This window comes from Nonomuraea terrae (assembly GCF_044465245.1).
Taxonomy (GTDB): domain Bacteria; phylum Actinomycetota; class Actinomycetes; order Streptosporangiales; family Streptosporangiaceae; genus Nonomuraea; species Nonomuraea terrae.
In genome coordinates, this window is sequence record NZ_JBITLL010000006.1 from 469,625 (window position 1) to 487,547 (window position 17,923).

Sequence of the window (17,923 nt, forward strand, 5' to 3'; positions counted from 1 at the left end):
GCGACGCCCCGGATCCGCTGCTTCACGTGAAACTCAGGCGAGGATACGCGGTCGCATGCGGCCGATCAGCGCCAGGCGTGCGCCGATCACGCCGAACGGCAGGCCGAGCAGCGGCACCACCGGCAGCAGCCAGAGGAACTCGGCGAGGGACGCCTCGACCGTCAGGCCGGGTTCGCCGTCGAAGAACGCCCGGGAGCCCGTTTCCACCCAGGTCACCGTGGCCAGGATCCCGCCCAGGAACATCAGCGGCGTGCCGAGCGCCGTGCCCCGGAGCGCGGCCCGCACTCCCGCCCGGAAGGAGCGGCCGACCGCCGCGGCCGCCGCCGACCAGAGCGCGAAGACCACGACCGGGCCGAGCACCAGGAAGAAGAACGCCCCCTCCGGCGCGGCCGGGTCGCCGAGGTGGGGGGAGAGCAGCAGGACCAGCCCGAGCGTCACCGCCGCGCCCGTGCCCGCCCTGCCCGCGACCGGCGCCGCCGGCAGGGCCTTGGCCGCTCTCACGCAGGCCCACAGCAGCAGGACGGAGAGCAGGAGCGCGACCACGTCGACCTCGCCGACCACCCCGGGATGGAAGATCACCATGGTCACGGTGAGCCCGTAGCACCCGCCCACCGCGTGGTACACCCGTCCCACCAGTGCCGGACGCCTGGGGGAGGGGTGCGGCTGGGCCGCCACGCGCAGCCCGCCGAGCGCGAACCGCCGGCGCGCGACCCGGCCTTTGACGTGCTCCAGCTCGGCGGCGAGGGCCCGGCCCCACTCCCGCCGCTCGTCCGGCAGGGCCGCGGTCACGAGCCGCAGCAGCCGGGCGGGCCCGTCACCGTGTCCGGTGGCCCGCCACACCAGCGACAGCGCCACCGCCCACGGGAGCGCCGGGACGAATAACGGCAGGTGGGTCATGTCAGGTCGCCTCCAACGGCCGCAACCGGGTGAGGGGAGCACGGGAGGCGGCCAGCTCGGCGGCGAGGCTCAGGCCGGGGCCGGTCAGCCGGTACAGGTGCCTGGGAGGGCGGCCTTGGGGCGGCTCGCTCTCCCAGGTCGTCTCCAGCAGCCCGCGGTCGGCCAGGCGTATGAGGATCGGATAGACCGAGCCCGCCTGCAGGCCGAGCCGCCGGCACAGCTCGTAGCCGTACTGCCAGGAGGACGGCTGCTCCGCCAGCGCCAGCACCACCGCCGTGGTCTGCGCCGACGGCCGCCGCGTACGCGTCATGCCTTAACTCTATATAGGTAGAGTTGCCCGGTCCAGCCCCTGATCCGGCAGCGGCCGCGTGCTCAGGCGCCTTGGCCCTCGACCTGCCAGAGGACTCCTCTCCCTCGCTGAGACGCCCGTGTCATGGCTCTGTGCCACTTCAGGTGCTTGTCCGTGTCGATGACCCACGACCCGCAGTCGGGGCACTCGTAGCCCGCCGGTCGCGGTGCCGGCTCGGACGGGAGCGCTCCGATCGGGCGGCCGTACTCCTGCGCGGCCAGCCACAGGTGCCGCCACAGGCGATCGACGTCGTCCTGGCGGGCCCCGAACAACCGCAGGAGAGGGTCCAGGAGCTCCCACTTGGGCGCGCGCTGGCCCTTGAAGACCCCTGACAGGGTCGCCGGGGAGGCCGGAAGCGGATGCAACTGCTCCTGGAGGACTCGGTATCTCGGTTTGCCCGCCCTGCGGTGCGCGCGTGCCAGCTCCTGGGCGAGATGCCGCCGGGGGTCAGTCCCCGGCGGCATCTCCATCGCGGGGGGCGGCAGGACCGCCGTCGTCATGCTCACGACCTTCGCAGGGGGAGCGAGGGTGTCCTCCTGAGCGATGGCGAGCGGCACTTTCGGCGCCGGATAACGCGACCGGCCGACGTCTGAGCCGCGCTCCGCCGTGGCCATGCCGATGGCCCTCACGACCCTGAAGGCCGCCGTCAGCGGGATCGCGACCTCCATGGCCAGGTGCTGCGCGGCCTCGTTGTACTCCTCCATGTGTCTGCCCTGGGAGACGACATCGCGAACCATCCGCTGGGAGCGTACGGAGACCCGCAACGGCTCCCGCACCCCCAGGGAATCCCTGCCTCCCTTGAGCGCCTCGACGAAAAGGCGCACATCGGCCCCGCTGTCGTGCCCCATCGACGAGCGCTCCTCCAGGAACGACACGCACAGGCCGAGGGCGTCCTCCGCGATGAGGCAGTACGCGGTCCGCATCGTCCGGGTCGGCAGCTGGGTGACGAGCAGGCGCGGGGGCACTACGGTGCTCCATCCCGCGCGTCGATCCCCTGCCGGCGGGTGTCCGCGACGACGGCTCGCACCCACGACGCCGCCAGCCGGCCGACGAACGAACGGGGCGCCGCCGCCATGCCGCGCCCCACCGACGTGAGGGTCACCGCCCGCGTGACCTGGCCCGCGACCAGGGACGTCGTGGTCGCGGCGGCCAGGGCGACCCACAGGTCGTATCCCTGGGGAAGCAACATGACCACGAAGGTCACGTACGTGACCAGCACCCCCACGAAGACGACCACCCAGGCAGCGCGCTGCTCCCTGGGAGGCCGTCCGGCGGACGGCTGGCTTCGGCGAGGGGCGCGAGCGCGCTCCCTGCCGGAAGATCCGGGCGACGTCGCCATCAGCGACCTCCTTGACTAAATATTGATCTTGTTGACTCCAGGTGGGGGCGCCGAATGCGGCACGTGGATATGGCCGCTATTGGCGCTGGCTTACCAGGAACTCCGGGATACAACGCCTGGGCAAACAGGTGTGTGAGAGTTCCTCGTCGAGAGCAAGCATGGCACGGGCGATCGCCCTCGCGCCACTTGACCGGACCATGAACGATCGCGCGGTCTGGGAAAGGCGGGGCGTGACGCATATTCGCCGACGGCCGGAAATGCGTTCTCCGGTCGCGCGCATGTCCGCGCTCCTGCCGGGGGAAATGACGAAGGGGCCCCTGTTTGCCCAGGAGGCCCCTTCGTTTTTCACTGGTTCCGACGCCCCACCTGGAGTCAGCAGACAGTCGCCTCGGAATCTCGGAGGGGGCGGGAACGGTCTCTCACTGTGAAAAACCTTCTGGAGTGCCCCTCCTCGACTTGCGGTCACGATATTGGAACCGCAAGCTCAATCGCCATGATTGTACATGTGGGTACAAGCCGCAGGGGTCAGGACCCATCAGATCGCGAAGCACCTGCTCCAGACAGGGGCATCGCGGGGTGACAGAGTCTCTGTCGCATGACAATTAGAAGGATTATGGCCTAGATCGGGCAAGTGATGAAACGGAACGAAACCGAATGAAACGATGTTGAACTCAATGAAACTATATAGAACCTTACGAAACGGTAACACGGACTTTCGGGCGCCTCTCCCACCATTATGTCACGTCCTTAAATCGTTCCCGCCCGGACCCGAAATCGATCGCCCGACACCCCGCCGAGCCGATCCGGTATGCCGGGGCTTTCATGTGACTCTCCATATCCGGTGCGCGGGGATCACGATAATCAGGAAATTCGCCTTTCCGGATCGACGACGTCAGGCCGCTGCGATTCTTGTCGACGATGCACCTGTTCCGCCATGGACGGATTCTCTCGATGTTTTCCGGAGTGCGCCCCTGAATATATGGGCCCCGATGCCGAAGAATGGCGCGCATCGACGGTCATCTTCCATCAAAGCCCGGCGTGTCGCCGTGTTCGGGCTCGCGATGCCGTCACTATTCGTGATGCCTGTGTCACACAAAGTCAGCGCGAGACTTGACACCGCATCCGGAAACGCTGCCACGTATGCATACGCGGTCAGGCGTAGTAGACGCCGATGCGGCTGCCGTTGATGTCGTGGACGTCGATGTCGAGGTCGTAGACCGCGTTGAGCACCTTCGGCGTCATCATCTCCTCCGTCGTGCCCTGGGCGATCACCTTGCCGTGCTTCATGGCCACGATGGCGTCGGAGTGGCAGGAGGCGAAGTTGATGTCGTGCACCACCATGACGACCGTCTTGGCGTAGTCGTCGGCCATGCGCCGCAGCCGGCGCATCATCTGCACCGAGTGCCGCATGTCGAGGTTGTTCAGCGGCTCGTCCAGCAGCACGTAGTCGGTGTCCTGGCAGAGCACCATGGCCACGTACGCGCGCTGCCGCTGGCCGCCCGAGAGCTGGTCGAGGTGGCGGCCGGCGAGGTCGTCCAGCTCGAAGTAGCCGATGGCCTCGTCGACCAGCGCCAGGTCCTGCTTGGTGAGCCGGCCGCCCGAGTGCGGGAAGCGGCCGAAGGCGACCAGCTCGCGCACGCTGAGCCGTACCGACATGTGGTTCTCCTGGCGGAGCACGGCCAGGCGGCGGGCCAGCTTCTCGCTGGGGGTGGTGGCGACGTCGAGGCCGTCGACCCTGACGGTGCCGCTGTCGGCGGGCAGAAGGCGGCTGATGACGGAGAGCAGCGTCGACTTGCCCGCGCCGTTGGCACCGATGATGGACGTCACCCCGCCGGGGGCGATGGTCAGCGACACGTCGTCGAGGACCGCCGTCTCGCCGTAGCGCTTGGTGACGGCCTTGATCTCGATCATCGTCGGGACTCCCGGATGAGCAGGGCGATGAAGTAGGCACCGCCGGCGAAATTGATGATCACGCTGAGGGCGGTGTTCATGCCGAACACCCGCTCCAGGACGGCCTGCCCGCCGACCAGCACGATCACGGACAGCAGCGTGGCGGCCGGCACCACCGTGCGGTGGCGGAAGGTGCCGGTCAGCTGCCTGGCGAGGTTGGCCACCAGCAGGCCGAGGAACGTCACCGGGCCGACCAGCGCGGTCGCCACCGACACCATGACCGCGACGACGACGAGCGCCTGGTTGACCACGGAGGCGTGGTTCACGCCCAGGTTGAGCGCGGTGTCGCGGCCCAGCGCCACGACGTCGAGCCGGGCCGACAGCCGTGCCGTCCACACCGCCATCGCGGCGACGACCACGGCGGAGAAGGCCAGCAGGCCCGGATCGACCTGGTTGAAGCTGGCGAAGAGGCTGTCCTGCAGGACCACGAAGTCGTTCGGGTTGATCAGCCGCTGGGCCAGCGAGGACAGGCTGCCGAAAAGCGTGCCGAAGACCACGCCGGCCAGCACCAGCACGTACAGATCGCGTCCGTCGCGGCCGAAGAGCCAGCGGTGGAGGGCCATCGAGAGATCACCATGACCGCCGTCTGCCCGGCGAAGAGCAGCCGGGGATCGGTCGTGGTGAGCGTCAGCGCGCCGAACAGGTAGACGATCAGCGTCTGGATCAGCACGAACAGCCGGTCGAAGCCCATGATGCCGGGCGTCAGGATGCGGTTGCCGGTGACCGTCTGGAACAACACGCTGGAGCAGGCGACCGCGACGCCGGCCACGACCATCGTGGCGACCTTGCGGGTCCTGATGCCGAGCGCGTACTCCCAGTTGCCGACCAGCCCGACCAGGCAGAACGCGGCCACCACGGCGACGGCGACGAGCGAGAGCAGGCCGAGGCCGCGCAGCTCGCGGCGGCGGGTGGCCCGCAGGGCGGTGGCGGTGCTCATCGGACCCCCAGCCGCCTGCCGCCCCGCAGGAGCAGGAGGAGGAAGACCGCGCTGCCGATCACGCCGACGACCGTGGAGACCGGGATCTCGTACGGGAACCGTACGATCCTGCCCGCGACGTCGCAGAGCAGCACGAACAGCGCCCCGGTGAGCGCGGTCGCGGGCAGCGCGTAACGCAGGTTGTCGCCCAGCACCAGCGTCACCAGGTTGGGCACGATCAGGCTGATGAACGGCACCGACCCGACCGTGACCACGACGACGGCGGTGATGACGGCGGCCAGCACCAGCCCGGTGTTGACCACCCGGTCGTAGCGCACGCCCAGGTTGACGGCGAAGCTGCGGCCCATGCCGGCGACGGTGAAGCGGTCGGCGTACAGGTAGCCGGCGACGGTGACCGCGCCGGCGATCCAGAGCAGCTCGTAGCGTCCGCGCAGCACGCCGGAGAAGTCGCCCGAGGTCCAGGCCCCGAGGCTCTGCATCAGGTCGGCCCGGTAGGCGATGAACGTGGTGACCGCGTCGATCACGCCGCCGAACATGAGCCCGACCAGCGGCACGAGGATCATGTCGCGGAACGTCAGCCGGCGCAGGATCTGCATGAAGAAGAACGTGCCGATCAGCGCGCACGCGACGGCCGTCGCCATCTTCGTGAACAGCGACCCGCCGCCGACGAACAGGGTGGCCAGCAGCAGCCCGAACGTGGCCGACTCGGTGGTGCCGACCGTGGAGGGAGTGACGAAACGGTTGCCGGTGATGTGCATCATCACCAGCCCGGCCACGCTCATCGCGGTGCCGGCGAGCACTACGGCGATCAGCCTCGGCAGCCTGGACTCCACCAGGACCCGCACGTCCGCTGGCCGGCCCCCGAGCAGCCCGGCCAGGGTGAGGTCGCTGACGCCGACGAAGAGTGAGCCGGCGGCGACGATGGCCAGCACCACGGTGCCGGCCACCAGATGCCACCGGCGCAGCCGGCGAGCGGTCACGTGAGGCTGTCGCCGATCGTCTTGACCATGTTCTCGACCGAGGACATCGCGTTCGGCGCGAGGTACCAGGTGAACGGGTCGAGGTAGACGATCTTGTCGTTCTTGGCGGCGTTGGTGCCGTTGACCAGCTCGTTGTCCAGCACCTGCTTGGCGGCCTGGCCGCTCTCGGCCACGACGGCGTCGCGGTCGACGACGTAGAGCAGGTCGGGGTTCTTCTCGGCGATGAACTCGTGCGAGATGGCGTTGCCGTGCGTGTCGGTCTTCAGGCCGTCGGCGGCCGGCTGCACGCCGAGCACGTCGTGGACGATGCCGAAGCGGCCGCCGGGGCCGTGCGCGCTGACCTTGCCGCCGGTGGTGAGCACGATCAGGCCCTTACGGTCGTCCGCTTTGGCCTTGACCTCCTCGATGGAGGCGTTGACGGCGTCGAGGCGCTGCTTGACCTCGGCGTCCTTGCCGAAGATCTTGCCGAGGGCCTCGGTGCGGGCGCGGAAGCTGTTCAGGAAGTCGGCGCTGTCCACGGTGAGGTCGACGGTGGGCGCGATCTTGGCCAGCTCCGGGTAGACGGACGAGGAGCGCCCGGCCACGATGATCAGGTCGGGGGCGAGCGAGTTGACCTTCTCGTAGTCGGGCTCGAAGAGCGAGCCGACCTTGGTGTATTCGTCGCCGGCGTACTTGGCCAGGTGCTCGGGCAGGTCGGTCAGCTCCGGCACGCCGACGACCGGGATGCCGAGGTCGTGCAGGTTGAGCAGCGCGCTGGTGTCGAAGACGACGACCTTCTGCGGGTTGGCCGTGACGGTGGTGCTGCCCTGTGCGTGTTCGACCGTCACCTGCTGCGCGGAGCCCTCGGCGCCGGCGGCCTGGGTCTCGGCTCCCGCGCCGCATGCCGCCAACGCGAGCATGCAGGGGAGCAGGAGCACGCCAAACAGGCGCGACAAATACGTACGGGGGCGCATAAATCCTCCGAAATCAGGCGCAACTAAGGCAAGCCTAACCTAATATCCGCTCCAGCCTCTGTCGACAGTTGGGTCTTCCTCGCGGAACGGGGCTTGACGTGACGTTCGTCCTCCGCCGGAACCGGAGCACCCTGGAACCGCGAAGGCTCGCCGCGGCGCACTTACGGACCGCAGCCGACCACTCAGCGCGGCGTCGGGGTCACGTCGGCGGTGATCGGCACGTCGGGGGCGGCGGTGTTGGTGACCACCGCGAGCTCGTGGCCGTGGCGGGTGGGCAGCCACTGGCCGCCGATCAGGGGGAGCACGGCGATGTTCGGGGTGGGGCCGTTCGTCCAGTCGAGGACGCCCGCGACGGTGGCCAGGCGGGTGCGGGCGATCGCCTCGGCGACCGCGCCGGAGTCGGCCGGATCGTCCGCGGTGGCCAGGGCGTGGTGGGCCACCTCGACCAGCGCGTGGGCCAGGCCCAGCGGCTGCAGCCACGGACGCCCGGTCGCCTGCTCGTAGGCGGCGGCCAGGTCGGCGGGGATGGTGTCGTCCAGGGACGAGCGGTGGGGGTGGAACGGCGTCCAGTAGACCAGGGTGGCCACCCGCGCCTCGGCCAGAGCGGCCGCGATGCCGGCATGGGGATAGCTCAGCCACCGCGAGCAGGTGATCAGCCGGGGGAGCTGCCCGGCCCGCGCGGCCTGGCGGTGGTACAGGGCCAGGTCGGCGACCGTGGCGGCGCTGGTGACGATGTCGGCGTCGAAGCGGAGGAAGTGGTCGAGGTGGTCGCGCAGATCGTCGGCGGGCTCCTCGTATCCGCCGGGATCGACGAGGGTGTGGCCGCGACGGGTCGCCTCGGGGGTGAAGTGGCGGCGCAGCATGCCGCCCTGCAGGTCGTCGTTCCACAGGCAGCCGACCGTCTGCGCGCCGCCCAGCCGTTCCCACATCTCCGCGAACACGGCGGCGATGTCGTCCAGCCCCCAGGCGAAGTGGTACGTCCAGCGGAACGGCCGCCCCGGCTCGGCGTCGCGCGCGTGCGCGTACGCCTGCCACGGGAACGTGGTGGACACGCACGGCACCTGCAGGCTCTCGCAGGTCTCGGTCACCGCGGGCAGGACCCTGGTGCCGACCATGCTGATCACTATGTCGGCCCGCTCGGTCTCCACCAGCTCGCGTACGGCCTGGCGCGCTCCCGACGGCTGGGAACGGCTGTCGCGGATCGCGAGGCGCACGCCGTGACGGCGGCCGCCGGCGCGCACGGGCGGGAGCCGGCCGGAGAGGCTGTCGAGGACGAAGGACATCGGATCGCCGAGCCGGGCGAGCCGGCCGGTCTTGGGGATCACCGCGCCGATCGTGAGCTGCGGGTCGGATCCCATCATCACCTCCGAAGGGGCAACAGGAACGATCACGGCTGAACGCACGCCCCGCCCGCACAGGGCAGAACGCGCGGGAGGATCAGACACGAGCCCACCGAGGTCCTCCGCGGGACCTCGGCCGGTGGCTGCGTGCTCTTTACGTGTGCCCGGTCACGCAGGTGGTGCGGCTCATGACGGAGATCGTGTCGTTGCCGCAGTTGTCGCCGTGGCCGGAGGCGTCGCGGGCGAACAGCAGCTTGGACAGCACCCCGCCGGGGCCGCCGTCGCGACCTGCGGTGTGGGCGCCGGCCGCGGCGATGACGGCGAACCGTCGCATGGTCTGCATGGTGCACCTCGATGACATGGGGAGTGTGCGTCGCCGGACGCCCAGCGCCACACATCGTAATGACACGACAGCGAAGAGCAACGAAGATGAAAAGACCCTAATGAACGAGGTGCGAGGTCACCGAGTCGGCCGTCATCGCGGCGGCCACCGACAAAGGAGGCTCAGCCGTGCTCCGCGTGCTGCCCGTGGTCGGAGACCTGGGCGTCGAACCAGGCGTGCAGCGCCTTCACCAGGGCGGTGTCCGACGTGACGTACGAGATCTGGGCCCCGTCGGCCGTCTCCGTGTAGCGCACGTCGATGCGGTCGTGACCCGCTTCGAGGTCGCGCAGGCCGGGCATCTCGCCGCCGTGGATGGAGGCGGGGTCGCCGTAGTCGCCTTGGGCGAAGCGCGCGCTCTCCTCGGTGAGGTGCTCGCGGATGAGCGTGATCTGCCGTGCGTCGGCGGGGTCGTCGGAGGAGACGGTCTGCAGGCCGCCGGTGGCCGCCTTGGCGAAGCGGTGTGTGGTGCGGTCGAGGTCGAACGGCATCACCTGCCGACTCCTGGCCGCGACCTCGGCCTGGCGCTCGGCCGACGTGTCCTGGCCGACGAGCACGTACGCGCCCGCGGCGACGGCGACGGCGGCGAGCCCGGCGACGAGCAGCCGGTGGCTTCTGGCGTTCCTAAGGTTCATCCACTGCCTCCGTGAGGACTTGGAGGGCGCGCAGGACGGCGGCACGCTCGCCCTCCGGCACCCGGTCGAGGAGCGCCGCGAAGCGCGCCGCCCTGGCCTCGGCCAGGCGTTGGGCCGCGTTGGCGCCTTCGGGGGTCAGCCGGACCAGCACGCCGCGGCCGTCGTCGGGGGCGGGGGTGCGCTCGGCCCAGCCGCGGTTGATGAGCTGCGTGACCAGGCGGCTGGTGCTGCTCTTCTCCAGTCGCAGCCGATGGGCCAGCTCGCTCTGCCGCAGCGCGCCCGCCCGGGCCAGCTCGCCCAGCGCGTGGGCCTCCGACACGGGCACGGGCTGCCCGCAGGGGGTCCGGTCGGGCTGGTGCAGCCCGAACGCCCGGACGAACCGGCTCACCGCGTCCTGTAGCTCACGCTCCATGGTTCGACCGTACAACCATCTGGTTGCACAGCACAACCGGATGGCGGTTGCTCAGGTGTTCACATCACGCTGCAGTGCGCGCTGCGTGAGGTACGTCTCGGCGAGGTGGTCGTGAAGTTCGGCGTGGCGGAACTGGTAATGCGGGCCGACCGCGCGCAGCAGCCCCAGCCGGTGCGCATCCTGCAGGAACGGCACCAGCTTGCGGGGCAGACGCCCGGCCCAGGCCAGCCGGTGTGTCGCCATCAGGTACGCGAGCCACGCATGGTGATGGCCGAACGCGATCCCGGCCACGAGCCCGCTCACCAGCCAGGTTGTGAGCCCCACCGCGAGCCCGGCCGTAACCCCGGCCGTGATCGCGGCCATGAGCCCGTATACGAGCCCGGCCGCGAGCCCCAGCACGGAGATTCGCACAAGATGCAGGGCACGGTCGGCACGCCAGCTCGTCACCGGCGTCGTCGCTCGATCCGCTCTGGCCGGGACTTCCACCCACTTCGTGAGCGCGGCCGCGAGCCCGACCGCGAGTACGGGCGCGATGAGCACGACCGTGAGCCCGAACGCGAGACCGGCCGCGAGCGCGTCCTCGTACCCGGCCGCGATCCTGCGCGCGATGTACACGGCCGCGAACCCGACCGCGAACCAGACCGCGAGTATCCGGATCAGTACCGTCCCTTGGCCATGCAGGCGAAGGTCGGCGAACGCCGGTTCCTCCGTCGACCATCTCCTCGACGAGAACACGCTCACCAGCCCGGTCACAAGCCCGGCCGTGAGCCCGACCGCGAGCCCGGCCACGAGCCCGACCGCGAGCCCCGCGCTGAGCCCGACCTCGAGCTCGTCCGCGAGTCCGATCGCGAGTCCGATCGTGAGCCCGACCGCGACCGTGGTCACCAGCGCGACCGCGAGCGCGACCACGAGCGCGAACGCCGAGCGAGTGGTGACGGTGAAGCTGCCGGTGATGTGGGCCAGGCGCCACCAGGCGAAGTCGCGGATGGGCTCGCCTCCGGCGGGCGGGTGGGACATGGTGTGGGCGAGGTAGGCCAGCCACCGCCGGACTTGACCGGGGTCGTGGCGATGGCGGGGCCGGAACGGGTCGGCCGGGTCGTCGCTGGGCCGGCGAGCCCCGATGAGCGCGGGAACCAGCTGGTCGAGCAGGTGAGCGCGCAGGGCCGCCGTGTCGGGGAAGCGGCCCGGGTCCAGGAGCGGGGCCGGGTCGGCGCGGGAGGTGATGTAGACGGTGCGCAGCAGCCACAGGCCCAGGGGCGTGGCGGCGATCTCGGCCATCGAGGACGCTGACCCGGCCCTGCGGCCGGGAGCGGCGCGCAGGCCGGTCAGGATCTGCTGCCAGGCCGGTCCGGGCTGCTGGGGCAGGCAGCGTTCGAGGTAGGTCGCGGCGGCGGCACCGGTGAGGGGCTGAGGTTCGATGACGAGAGCGGAGGTGAGCACGTCGCCGGCGTCGGCGGTGGCGGTGGCGTACTCGGTGGTGCGGCTCGTGAGGATGAGCTGGCCGTCGCCTAGGGAGCGGTTGAGTGCGGTGATGATGGCGGCTTGGGCAGGTGGGGGCATTTCGTCCAAGCCGTCCAGGACCGGCAGGATGTGCCCGCGTGCGGCGAGGGTCAGCGGCATGTCCGGGCCCAGGTCCGGGGTGCGTAGCGCGGGGTAGTCCTGGGCGAGCCGGACGGCCAGCCAGTCGTGCAGATCAGGATGAACCTCGGTGTCCCAGTCGGCTACCGACATCAGGACGGGTACCGGCTCGTCGGGGTGCTGGTCACGGGTGGCCAGCAGGTCGCGTAGAAGCTGCACGGCCAGGGTGGTCTTGCCGGTGCCGGGTCCGCCGAGCACCACCAGGCGGCGGCGCCGCATGGCACGGAACTTCGCCGTCAGGCCGGCCACATCGCTGCTCGAAACGTTCAACCGTCCCGAGGCGGGGACGAGGTTGGCCGGGTGGTCGATCAGCTTCTTGTCGCGGGTCGTACGCCAGAGCACCGGCATCGGGTCGGGGTCGTCGAGGGAACGCAGGTTCGCCTCCACGCGCCATTGCTCGGCGACCAGGCCCGCGAGGATGTCCTTGACCTGTGTCACGTCCGCCGACGTGACGGCCCTCGCGGCAACTGCCCGGCGCCGCCACAGCAACAACGGCACCAGCAGCGTCGGGAAGAGCAGCGGAATCCCCACGACCTGGGCGACGTTCGCCGCGATCTGCAGACCGTCTTCTCTGAACAACGCGATGCCCACCAGAGCCAGCACCGCCGCCAGCCCGGCGATCCCAGCCCACCAGCCCAGCACGTACCGCCATGAAGCGCCGCTCCTCGCCATGACCCCATCTTGGCGATCAGCCTGTGTCCGCGAAGCGGCCCGAACGTCTTTCTCGCCGGAATGTGACCAAGCTCGTCGACTCCGGCGAACCCGCCACCGCCGCCCGCGCGCCGCAGGGGCTTCTCCGGCGCGGCGGTGGCTGATCGTCCTGACCTGCACGAAGGACGCCTGACGCGGGCTCAGCCCATGCTCTTGGCGCCGTCCAGCGACTCGCGGATGATGTCGGCGTGGCCGGCGTGCTGGGCGGTCTCGGCGACGATGTGCACCAGCACCCGCCGGGCCGACCACCGCGCGCCCGCCTCGAACCACGGGGCGTCGGGCAGCGGGTGGCTCACGCCGAGGTCGGGCAGGGCGGCGACCACCTCGTCGGTCCTGCGGGCCACCTCGGCGTACTCGTCCAGCACACCGGCCAGGGTCTCCTCGGGCAGCAGCCGGAATCCGTCGGCCCGCCGCGCCCAGTCGTCCTCGGTCATCTCGGTGAAATCGGGCATCCCCGACGGCCCCTCCAGGATGAAGTCCACCCAGTTCCGCTCGACCTCGGTGACGTGCTTGACCAGGCCGCCCAGGCACAGCTCGCTGGCGGTGGTCCGCTGCCTGGCCTGCTCGTCGGTGAGGTCGCGGGTGGTGAAGCGGAGGAAGTGCCGGTGCTTGGCGAGCGCCTCCAGCAGGTCGGCGCGCTCGTCCGTGATCAGCTCTGCGACGGTCATGGTGATGCCTTCCGTTCGTGTGCCCGGTCAAGGACAACTCTGTCGGCAATCGCGGTCAGCTTCCGGCCTCAATCGCTCTTGTGTGTCGTTGTGCACGCCGGGGCTGATCTGTGTGGTTGTACGCAGAACGCCAGGTCGCGGCTGCCTAGATTGAGGGTCGTCCGGAGAGATCGCTCCGGAGGTTCTCCTCACAGCCAGGGATGGATGTCATGTCGAAGCTTCGTAGCCTTCTCGCCGGTACGGTTCTGGCCGGCGCCGTGGTGGCCGGTGCGGCCGCCGCCCCGGCCCAGGCGGCCACCGCCACGACCGCGTCGGTCGCTCAGGCGTCGTTCAGCAAGCACTGGTTCGAGGGCTATTCCGGTTACGGCCGGGGGGAGTCGAGCGGTCACCGTTCGTACTACAAGGGCTTCTACTACGCCGCGAACGGCCGCTACTACTTCGACGTGGACGTGTGGGACCGTGACCGTGACCGTGAGAACACCTACGTGGACTTCTGGTACCACGACGACCGCGGCTGGCACCAGGGCCGCCGTCTGGTGACCGGCGGGCACGGTAAGTTCCGGTTCAGCTACAGCGCCGGCGGCGGCTTCGACGGCTACAAGTTCCGTATCGGCGAGGGCCGCGTGGGTCACTACGACTGGAGCAGCTACGGTCAGCGCTCCTGGTGACCCACCCCACTGTTAGTTAGCGTAACTAACAGGTCTATTGTCGCTCCCATGCAATGGGATGAATCGGTCGAAACGCCTCAGGGCGTTCCTGGCCGTTCTCGCAGCGCGGGCCGGCCGTGAGCCACCGCACCCGCGAGGCGGAGGCCGCCGCATGACCCGCGCCGAGCGCGTCGGTCCCCACTACAAGTGGATCGCGCTGTCCAACACCACGCTCGGCGTGCTGATCGCCACGATGGACGCCTCCATCGTGATCATCTCCCTGCCCGCCATCTTCCGCGGCATCGGGCTCGACCCGCTCGCGCCCGGCAACATCGGTTATCTGCTCTGGATGATCCTCGGCTACCTGCTGGTCTCGGCCGTGCTCGTCGTCGTCCTCGGCCGGCTCGGCGACATGTTCGGCCGGGTCAGGATCTACAACCTCGGCTTCCTCGTCTTCGCCTGCGCGTCGGTCGCGCTGTCGCTCGACCCGTTCAGCGCGGGTGCGGGAGCGTTGTGGCTGATCCTGTGGCGGATCGTCCAGGCGTTCGGCGGGTCCATGCTCACGGCCAACTCGGCCGCCATCCTCACCGACGCGTTCCCGCCCCGCCAGCGTGGCATGGCGCTCGGCATCAACCAGATCACCGCGCTCGCCGGTCAGTTCCTCGGCCTGCTCGCGGGCGGGTTGCTGGCCGTCATCCACTGGCGGGCGGTGTTCTGGGTCAGCGTGCCGATCAGCGTGGTGGGCACGATCTGGTCGTACCGGAGCCTGCGCGAGACGGCGTCCGGGCGGCGCGGCCGGATCGACTGGCTGGGCAACGTCACGTTCGCCGCCGGCGCGGGCATCCTGCTGGCCGGCATCACGTACGGCATCCAGCCGTACGGCGGCGCCGCCACGGGCTGGGGCAACCCCACGGTGCTCGCCGGGCTCATCGGCGGAGTCGTCCTGCTGGCGCTGTTCTGCCTGATCGAGACCAGGGTCAAGGAGCCGATGTTCCGGCTCTCGCTGTTCCGGGTCCAGGCGTTCGCGATGGGCAATCTCGCGGCGCTGCTGACCGCGATCGCACGCGGCGGCCTGCAGTTCATGCTGATCATCTGGTTGCAGGGCGTCTGGCTGCCCCTGCACGGCTACGCCTTCGAGGACACGCCCCTGTGGGCCGGCATCTTCATGCTGCCGTTGACCGCCGGGTTCCTCGTCGCCGGGCCGATCTCGGGGTACCTGTCCGACCGGTTCGGCGCCCGGCTGTTCTCCACGACCGGGCTGGTCGTGATGGCGGGGGCGTTCGTCGGCCTGCTGCTGGTGCCGGTGAACTTCTCCTATCCGGTGTTCGCGCTGTTGCTGCTGCTCAGCGGCCTCGGGCAGGGCATGTTCTCCTCGCCCAACACCTCGTCGATCATGGGCAGCGTGCCGGCGGAGTACCGCGGGGTGGCCTCGGGCATGCGCTCCACGTTCCAGAACTCCGGCACGGCCCTGTCGATCGGCGTGTTCTTCTCGCTGATGATCTCCGGGCTGGCCTCGTCGCTGCCGCCGGCGCTGAGCAGCGGTCTCCAGGCGAACGGCGTTCCCGCGGCCACCGCGCACCAGCTGGCGTCGCTGCCGCCGGTGAGCACGCTCTTCGCCACCTTCCTTGGTGAGAACCCCATCCGGCACCTGCTCGGCCCCACGCTCTCCCACCTGTCGGCCGTGCGGCGCGACGCGCTGACCGGCTTCGGCTTCTTCCCCGGCCTGGTCTCCGGGCCGTTCCACCACGGTCTGGCGATCGTGTTCGGCGTGGCCACGGCCATGGCCCTGATCTCCGCGGCGGCCTCGGCGCTGCGGGGACGTCACCAGCGGGCGGACGAGCCGCCCCGCCCTACCCCGAAAGGACGACAATGGCGAAAAGCGCCCTCCTCGTGATGGACGTGCAGCGGGTCATCGTCGAGAGGTACGGCGACGACCCCGGCTACCTGCCGAGGCTGCGCCGGGCGATCGACGCGGCCCGCGCCGCCGGGATCCCGGTGATCTACGTGGTGGTCGGGTTCCGTAAGGGCTACCCGGAGGTCAGCGCGCGCAACAAGGCGTTCGGCCAGATCGCCGCGCAGGCCGCGACCGGCGGCGGGTTCGCCGACGAGCGGGCCACCGAGGTCCACCCCGACGTTGCTCCCCGCCCTGAGGACGTGGTCGTCACGAAGAAGCGCGTCAGCGCCTTCGCCGGCAGCGACCTCGACATGGTGCTGCGCGCCGCCGGAATCGACTCGCTGGTGCTGACCGGGATCGCGACCAGCGGCGTGGTGCTGTCGACGCTGCGCCAGGCCGCCGACCTCGACTTCGCCGTGACCGTGCTGGAGGACGGCTGCCTGGACGGCGACGCCGAGGTGCACCGCGTGCTCACCGAGAAGGTGTTCACCCGGCAGGCGGACGTCGTCACGATCGACGAATGGATCAAGACCCCCACCACATAAGTCGTACTCTTGGCCCATATAGAGCGACAAGGGGAGTATGTGTGAGTTTCAGCCACCTGTCCCATGTGGAGTGCGGCCGGTGCGGGGCGCGGCATGACAGCGAGCGCCCGCAGAACCTCTGCGTGAAGTGCGGCTCGCCGCTGCTGGCCCGCTACGACCTGGAGGCCGTCCGGTCCTCCGTACGGCCCGAGGAGATCGCGGGACGCGCGCCCGACCTGTGGCGCTACCACGAGCTCCTCCCGGTGCGCAGCCCCGCGTCGGTGGTCACCCTCGGCGAGGGGATGACCCCGCTGCTCCCCATGGCGAGGTACGGCGCCCGCATCGGCCTGCCGCGCCTGCTGATGAAGGACGAGGGGCTGATCCCGACCGGCTCCTTCAAGGCACGCGGCGCCGCGGTCGGCGTGTCGCGCGCGGCCGAGCTCGGCGTCGAACGCCTGGCGATGCCGACCAACGGCAACGCGGGAGCCGCCTGGGCGCTCTACGGCGCGCGGGCGGGCCTGGCCGCCACGGTCGTGATGCCGGTGGACGCCCCCGAGATCACCCGGCGGGAGTGCGTGGCGTCGGGCACGGACCTCTACCTGGTCGACGGCCTGATCAGCGACGCCGGGCGGATCGTCGGTGAGCTGGTCGCGGCCTCCGGCGGCCGGGTCTTCGATGCCTCGACGCTGAAGGAGCCGTACCGCATCGAGGGCAAGAAGACCATGGGCATCGAGATCGCCGAGCAGCTGGGCTGGCGCACGCCCGACGTGATCCTCTATCCGACCGGCGGGGGAGTGGGTCTGATCGGCATCCACAAGGCCCTGGCCGAGCTGCGCGAGCTGGGCTGGCTCTCGGGTCCGCCGCCGCGGCTGGTCGCGGTGCAGGCCGAGGGGTGCGCGCCGATCGTGCGCGCGTTCGAGCAGGGGGAGCGGGAGAGCAGCTACTGGGAGGGCGCGAACACCGTGGCGTTCGGCATCAACGTCCCGAAGCCGCTGGGCGACTTCCTCATCCTGGAGGCGCTGGCCGAGACGTCGGGCACCGCGGTGACGGTCACCGACGAGGAACTGCTGGCCGAGCTGCGGCAGGTCGCGGCCCTGGAGGGGACGTACGTCTGCCCGGAGGGCGCGGCCGCCTTCGCCGCCGCACGCAAGCTGCGCGAGACGGGCTGGATCGCCGAGAACGAGGAGGTCGTCGTGCTGAACACGGGAGCCGGCGTGAAGTACCCGCAGACGGTCCCCGTGGACGCGCCGGTGCTCGCGGTGGACGCCCACCTCGTCTGACCGGCTAGTGGTAGGCCAGGTTCACGGCCAGAGCGGCCACCGCCAGGGAGAAGAACACGGCCCACATCCCGAGGCGGTGGTCGCGGACCCGCACGTGCGCACCGAACGCCACGACGAAGTACAGCACCAGACCGGCGGCGGCGAGCGCCCCCAGCACCGGCACGGCGAACCCGGCCAGCAGCCCCAAGGAGCCCGCCGCCATCAGCGTGCCGAACGGAAGCGTCCACGATCGCGGTATGCGCATCTTGTCCGCCTGCCGCTTGGGATAGTCGTGGCCGACCAGGTTGGCGAGGGCCGCCATCCCGATGACCGCCGAGGCGAGGATGGTGACCGTGACGTAGACCGCGAACACGCGAGCCCTCCTTGTCCTTGGGACCTACGTCATGGACG

20 protein-coding genes are annotated in these 17,923 nt (G+C 70.2%); 4 read left to right on the forward strand and 16 right to left on the reverse strand.

From position 1 onward, the window contains the following. Window positions 1-33 precede the first annotated feature (33 nt). From ACIBP6_RS31600 to ACIBP6_RS31670, 15 genes are all read right to left on the reverse strand, one after another. On the reverse strand, window positions 34-897 hold the full coding sequence (locus ACIBP6_RS31600) for a hypothetical protein (RefSeq protein ID WP_397057490.1): 864 nt from the start codon (window positions 895-897) through the stop codon (window positions 34-36). A gap of 1 nt (window position 898) precedes the next feature. Continuing rightward, window positions 899-1,207 (reverse strand): PadR family transcriptional regulator, encoded by a 309-nt coding sequence (locus ACIBP6_RS31605; protein ID WP_397057491.1) that lies wholly within the window; start codon window positions 1,205-1,207, stop codon window positions 899-901. A 62-nt stretch (window positions 1,208-1,269) separates the two neighbouring features. Then, window positions 1,270-2,211, reverse strand: coding sequence for a hypothetical protein (locus ACIBP6_RS31610; protein ID WP_397057492.1), 942 nt, complete (start codon window positions 2,209-2,211; stop codon window positions 1,270-1,272). After that, window positions 2,211-2,483 carry a hypothetical protein gene (locus ACIBP6_RS31615; protein WP_397057493.1) on the reverse strand — a complete coding sequence of 91 codons (273 nt, stop codon included), beginning with the start codon at window positions 2,481-2,483 and terminating at the stop codon, window positions 2,211-2,213. Before ACIBP6_RS31615 ends, ACIBP6_RS31610 begins: the two co-directional genes overlap by 1 nt. A gap of 1,254 nt (window positions 2,484-3,737) precedes the next feature. Beyond that, entirely contained in the window at window positions 3,738-4,496 is a 759-nt protein-coding gene (locus ACIBP6_RS31620; protein WP_397057494.1) for an ABC transporter ATP-binding protein, read from the reverse strand. Next, window positions 4,493-5,098: an iron chelate uptake ABC transporter family permease subunit gene (locus ACIBP6_RS31625; protein WP_397057495.1), complete on the reverse strand. Its 606-nt coding sequence runs from the start codon at window positions 5,096-5,098 to the stop codon at window positions 4,493-4,495. Before ACIBP6_RS31625 ends, ACIBP6_RS31620 begins: the two co-directional genes overlap by 4 nt. Continuing rightward, a complete protein-coding gene (locus tag ACIBP6_RS31630) occupies window positions 4,981-5,472 on the reverse strand; it encodes an iron chelate uptake ABC transporter family permease subunit (protein ID WP_397057496.1) in 492 nt (163 codons plus the stop codon). Before ACIBP6_RS31630 ends, ACIBP6_RS31625 begins: the two co-directional genes overlap by 118 nt. Further along, window positions 5,469-6,452 (reverse strand): ABC transporter permease, encoded by a 984-nt coding sequence (locus ACIBP6_RS31635; RefSeq protein WP_397057497.1) that lies wholly within the window; start codon window positions 6,450-6,452, stop codon window positions 5,469-5,471. The genes ACIBP6_RS31630 and ACIBP6_RS31635 overlap by 4 nt, the downstream gene beginning before the upstream one ends. Next, a complete protein-coding gene (locus tag ACIBP6_RS31640) occupies window positions 6,449-7,351 on the reverse strand; it encodes a siderophore ABC transporter substrate-binding protein (protein ID WP_397057498.1) in 903 nt (300 codons plus the stop codon). The genes ACIBP6_RS31635 and ACIBP6_RS31640 overlap by 4 nt, the downstream gene beginning before the upstream one ends. Window positions 7,352-7,587: 236 nt before the next feature. Next, a complete protein-coding gene (locus tag ACIBP6_RS31645; protein WP_397057499.1) occupies window positions 7,588-8,763 on the reverse strand; it encodes an ABC transporter substrate-binding protein in 1,176 nt (391 codons plus the stop codon). A gap of 136 nt (window positions 8,764-8,899) precedes the next feature. Further along, window positions 8,900-9,079, reverse strand: a complete 180-nt coding sequence (locus tag ACIBP6_RS31650; RefSeq protein WP_397057500.1) for a hypothetical protein — start codon at window positions 9,077-9,079, stop codon at window positions 8,900-8,902. A gap of 170 nt (window positions 9,080-9,249) precedes the next feature. Next, complete coding sequence (locus ACIBP6_RS31655; RefSeq protein WP_397057501.1) at window positions 9,250-9,759, reverse strand: hypothetical protein; 510 nt, start codon at window positions 9,757-9,759, stop codon at window positions 9,250-9,252. After that, on the reverse strand, window positions 9,749-10,171 hold the full coding sequence (locus tag ACIBP6_RS31660) for a MarR family winged helix-turn-helix transcriptional regulator (RefSeq protein ID WP_397057502.1): 423 nt from the start codon (window positions 10,169-10,171) through the stop codon (window positions 9,749-9,751). Before ACIBP6_RS31660 ends, ACIBP6_RS31655 begins: the two co-directional genes overlap by 11 nt. Before the next feature lie 51 nt (window positions 10,172-10,222). Next, window positions 10,223-12,481: an NACHT domain-containing protein gene (locus ACIBP6_RS31665; RefSeq protein WP_397057503.1), complete on the reverse strand. Its 2,259-nt coding sequence runs from the start codon at window positions 12,479-12,481 to the stop codon at window positions 10,223-10,225. A gap of 179 nt (window positions 12,482-12,660) precedes the next feature. Next, a complete protein-coding gene (locus ACIBP6_RS31670; protein ID WP_397057504.1) occupies window positions 12,661-13,188 on the reverse strand; it encodes a DinB family protein in 528 nt (175 codons plus the stop codon). 209 nt (window positions 13,189-13,397) lie between these two features. Here ACIBP6_RS31670 and ACIBP6_RS31675 point away from each other — a divergent pair, with 209 nt between their 5' ends. The 4 genes from ACIBP6_RS31675 (at window position 13,398) to ACIBP6_RS31690 (ending at window position 17,533) form a co-directional block, all read left to right on the forward strand. Next, window positions 13,398-13,856: a hypothetical protein gene (locus tag ACIBP6_RS31675; RefSeq protein ID WP_397057505.1), complete on the forward strand. Its 459-nt coding sequence runs from the start codon at window positions 13,398-13,400 to the stop codon at window positions 13,854-13,856. Between the two features lie 151 nt (window positions 13,857-14,007). Further along, window positions 14,008-15,729, forward strand: coding sequence for an MFS transporter (locus ACIBP6_RS31680; protein WP_397057506.1), 1,722 nt, complete (start codon window positions 14,008-14,010; stop codon window positions 15,727-15,729). Next, window positions 15,705-16,274: a cysteine hydrolase family protein gene (locus ACIBP6_RS31685; RefSeq protein ID WP_397057507.1), complete on the forward strand. Its 570-nt coding sequence runs from the start codon at window positions 15,705-15,707 to the stop codon at window positions 16,272-16,274. The genes ACIBP6_RS31680 and ACIBP6_RS31685 overlap by 25 nt, the downstream gene beginning before the upstream one ends. Before the next feature lie 41 nt (window positions 16,275-16,315). Then, window positions 16,316-17,533 (forward strand): threonine synthase, encoded by a 1,218-nt coding sequence (locus ACIBP6_RS31690; RefSeq protein ID WP_397057508.1) that lies wholly within the window; start codon window positions 16,316-16,318, stop codon window positions 17,531-17,533. Between the two features lie 4 nt (window positions 17,534-17,537). Here ACIBP6_RS31690 and ACIBP6_RS31695 read toward each other — a convergent pair whose 3' ends face one another. Next, window positions 17,538-17,885, reverse strand: a complete 348-nt coding sequence (locus ACIBP6_RS31695) for a DoxX family protein (RefSeq protein WP_397057509.1) — start codon at window positions 17,883-17,885, stop codon at window positions 17,538-17,540. Between the last annotated feature and the right edge of the window lie 38 nt (window positions 17,886-17,923).

Bases quoted from the DNA above. Each gene is read 5' to 3' on its own strand.
- ACIBP6_RS31630 (WP_397057496.1), bottom strand. From the start codon at position 5,472: ATGAGCACCGCCACCGCCCTGCGGGCCACCCGCCGCCGCGAGCTGCGC.
- ACIBP6_RS31620 (WP_397057494.1), bottom strand. From the start codon at position 4,496: ATGATCGAGATCAAGGCCGTCACCAAGCGCTACGGCGAGACGGCGGTC.
- ACIBP6_RS31650 (WP_397057500.1), bottom strand. From the start codon at position 9,079: ATGCGACGGTTCGCCGTCATCGCCGCGGCCGGCGCCCACACCGCAGGT.
- ACIBP6_RS31675 (WP_397057505.1), top strand. From the start codon at position 13,398: ATGTCGAAGCTTCGTAGCCTTCTCGCCGGTACGGTTCTGGCCGGCGCC.
- ACIBP6_RS31660 (WP_397057502.1), bottom strand. From the start codon at position 10,171: ATGGAGCGTGAGCTACAGGACGCGGTGAGCCGGTTCGTCCGGGCGTTC.
- ACIBP6_RS31640 (WP_397057498.1), bottom strand. From the start codon at position 7,351: ATGCTCGCGTTGGCGGCATGCGGCGCGGGAGCCGAGACCCAGGCCGCC.
- ACIBP6_RS31665 (WP_397057503.1), bottom strand. From the start codon at position 12,481: ATGGCGAGGAGCGGCGCTTCATGGCGGTACGTGCTGGGCTGGTGGGCT.
- ACIBP6_RS31655 (WP_397057501.1), bottom strand. From the start codon at position 9,759: ATGAACCTTAGGAACGCCAGAAGCCACCGGCTGCTCGTCGCCGGGCTC.
- ACIBP6_RS31645 (WP_397057499.1), bottom strand. From the start codon at position 8,763: ATGGGATCCGACCCGCAGCTCACGATCGGCGCGGTGATCCCCAAGACC.
- ACIBP6_RS31685 (WP_397057507.1), top strand. From the start codon at position 15,705: ATGGCGAAAAGCGCCCTCCTCGTGATGGACGTGCAGCGGGTCATCGTC.
- ACIBP6_RS31625 (WP_397057495.1), bottom strand. From the start codon at position 5,098: ATGGCCCTCCACCGCTGGCTCTTCGGCCGCGACGGACGCGATCTGTAC.
- ACIBP6_RS31605 (WP_397057491.1), bottom strand. From the start codon at position 1,207: ATGACGCGTACGCGGCGGCCGTCGGCGCAGACCACGGCGGTGGTGCTG.
- ACIBP6_RS31680 (WP_397057506.1), top strand. From the start codon at position 14,008: ATGACCCGCGCCGAGCGCGTCGGTCCCCACTACAAGTGGATCGCGCTG.
- ACIBP6_RS31600 (WP_397057490.1), bottom strand. From the start codon at position 897: ATGACCCACCTGCCGTTATTCGTCCCGGCGCTCCCGTGGGCGGTGGCG.
- ACIBP6_RS31670 (WP_397057504.1), bottom strand. From the start codon at position 13,188: ATGACCGTCGCAGAGCTGATCACGGACGAGCGCGCCGACCTGCTGGAG.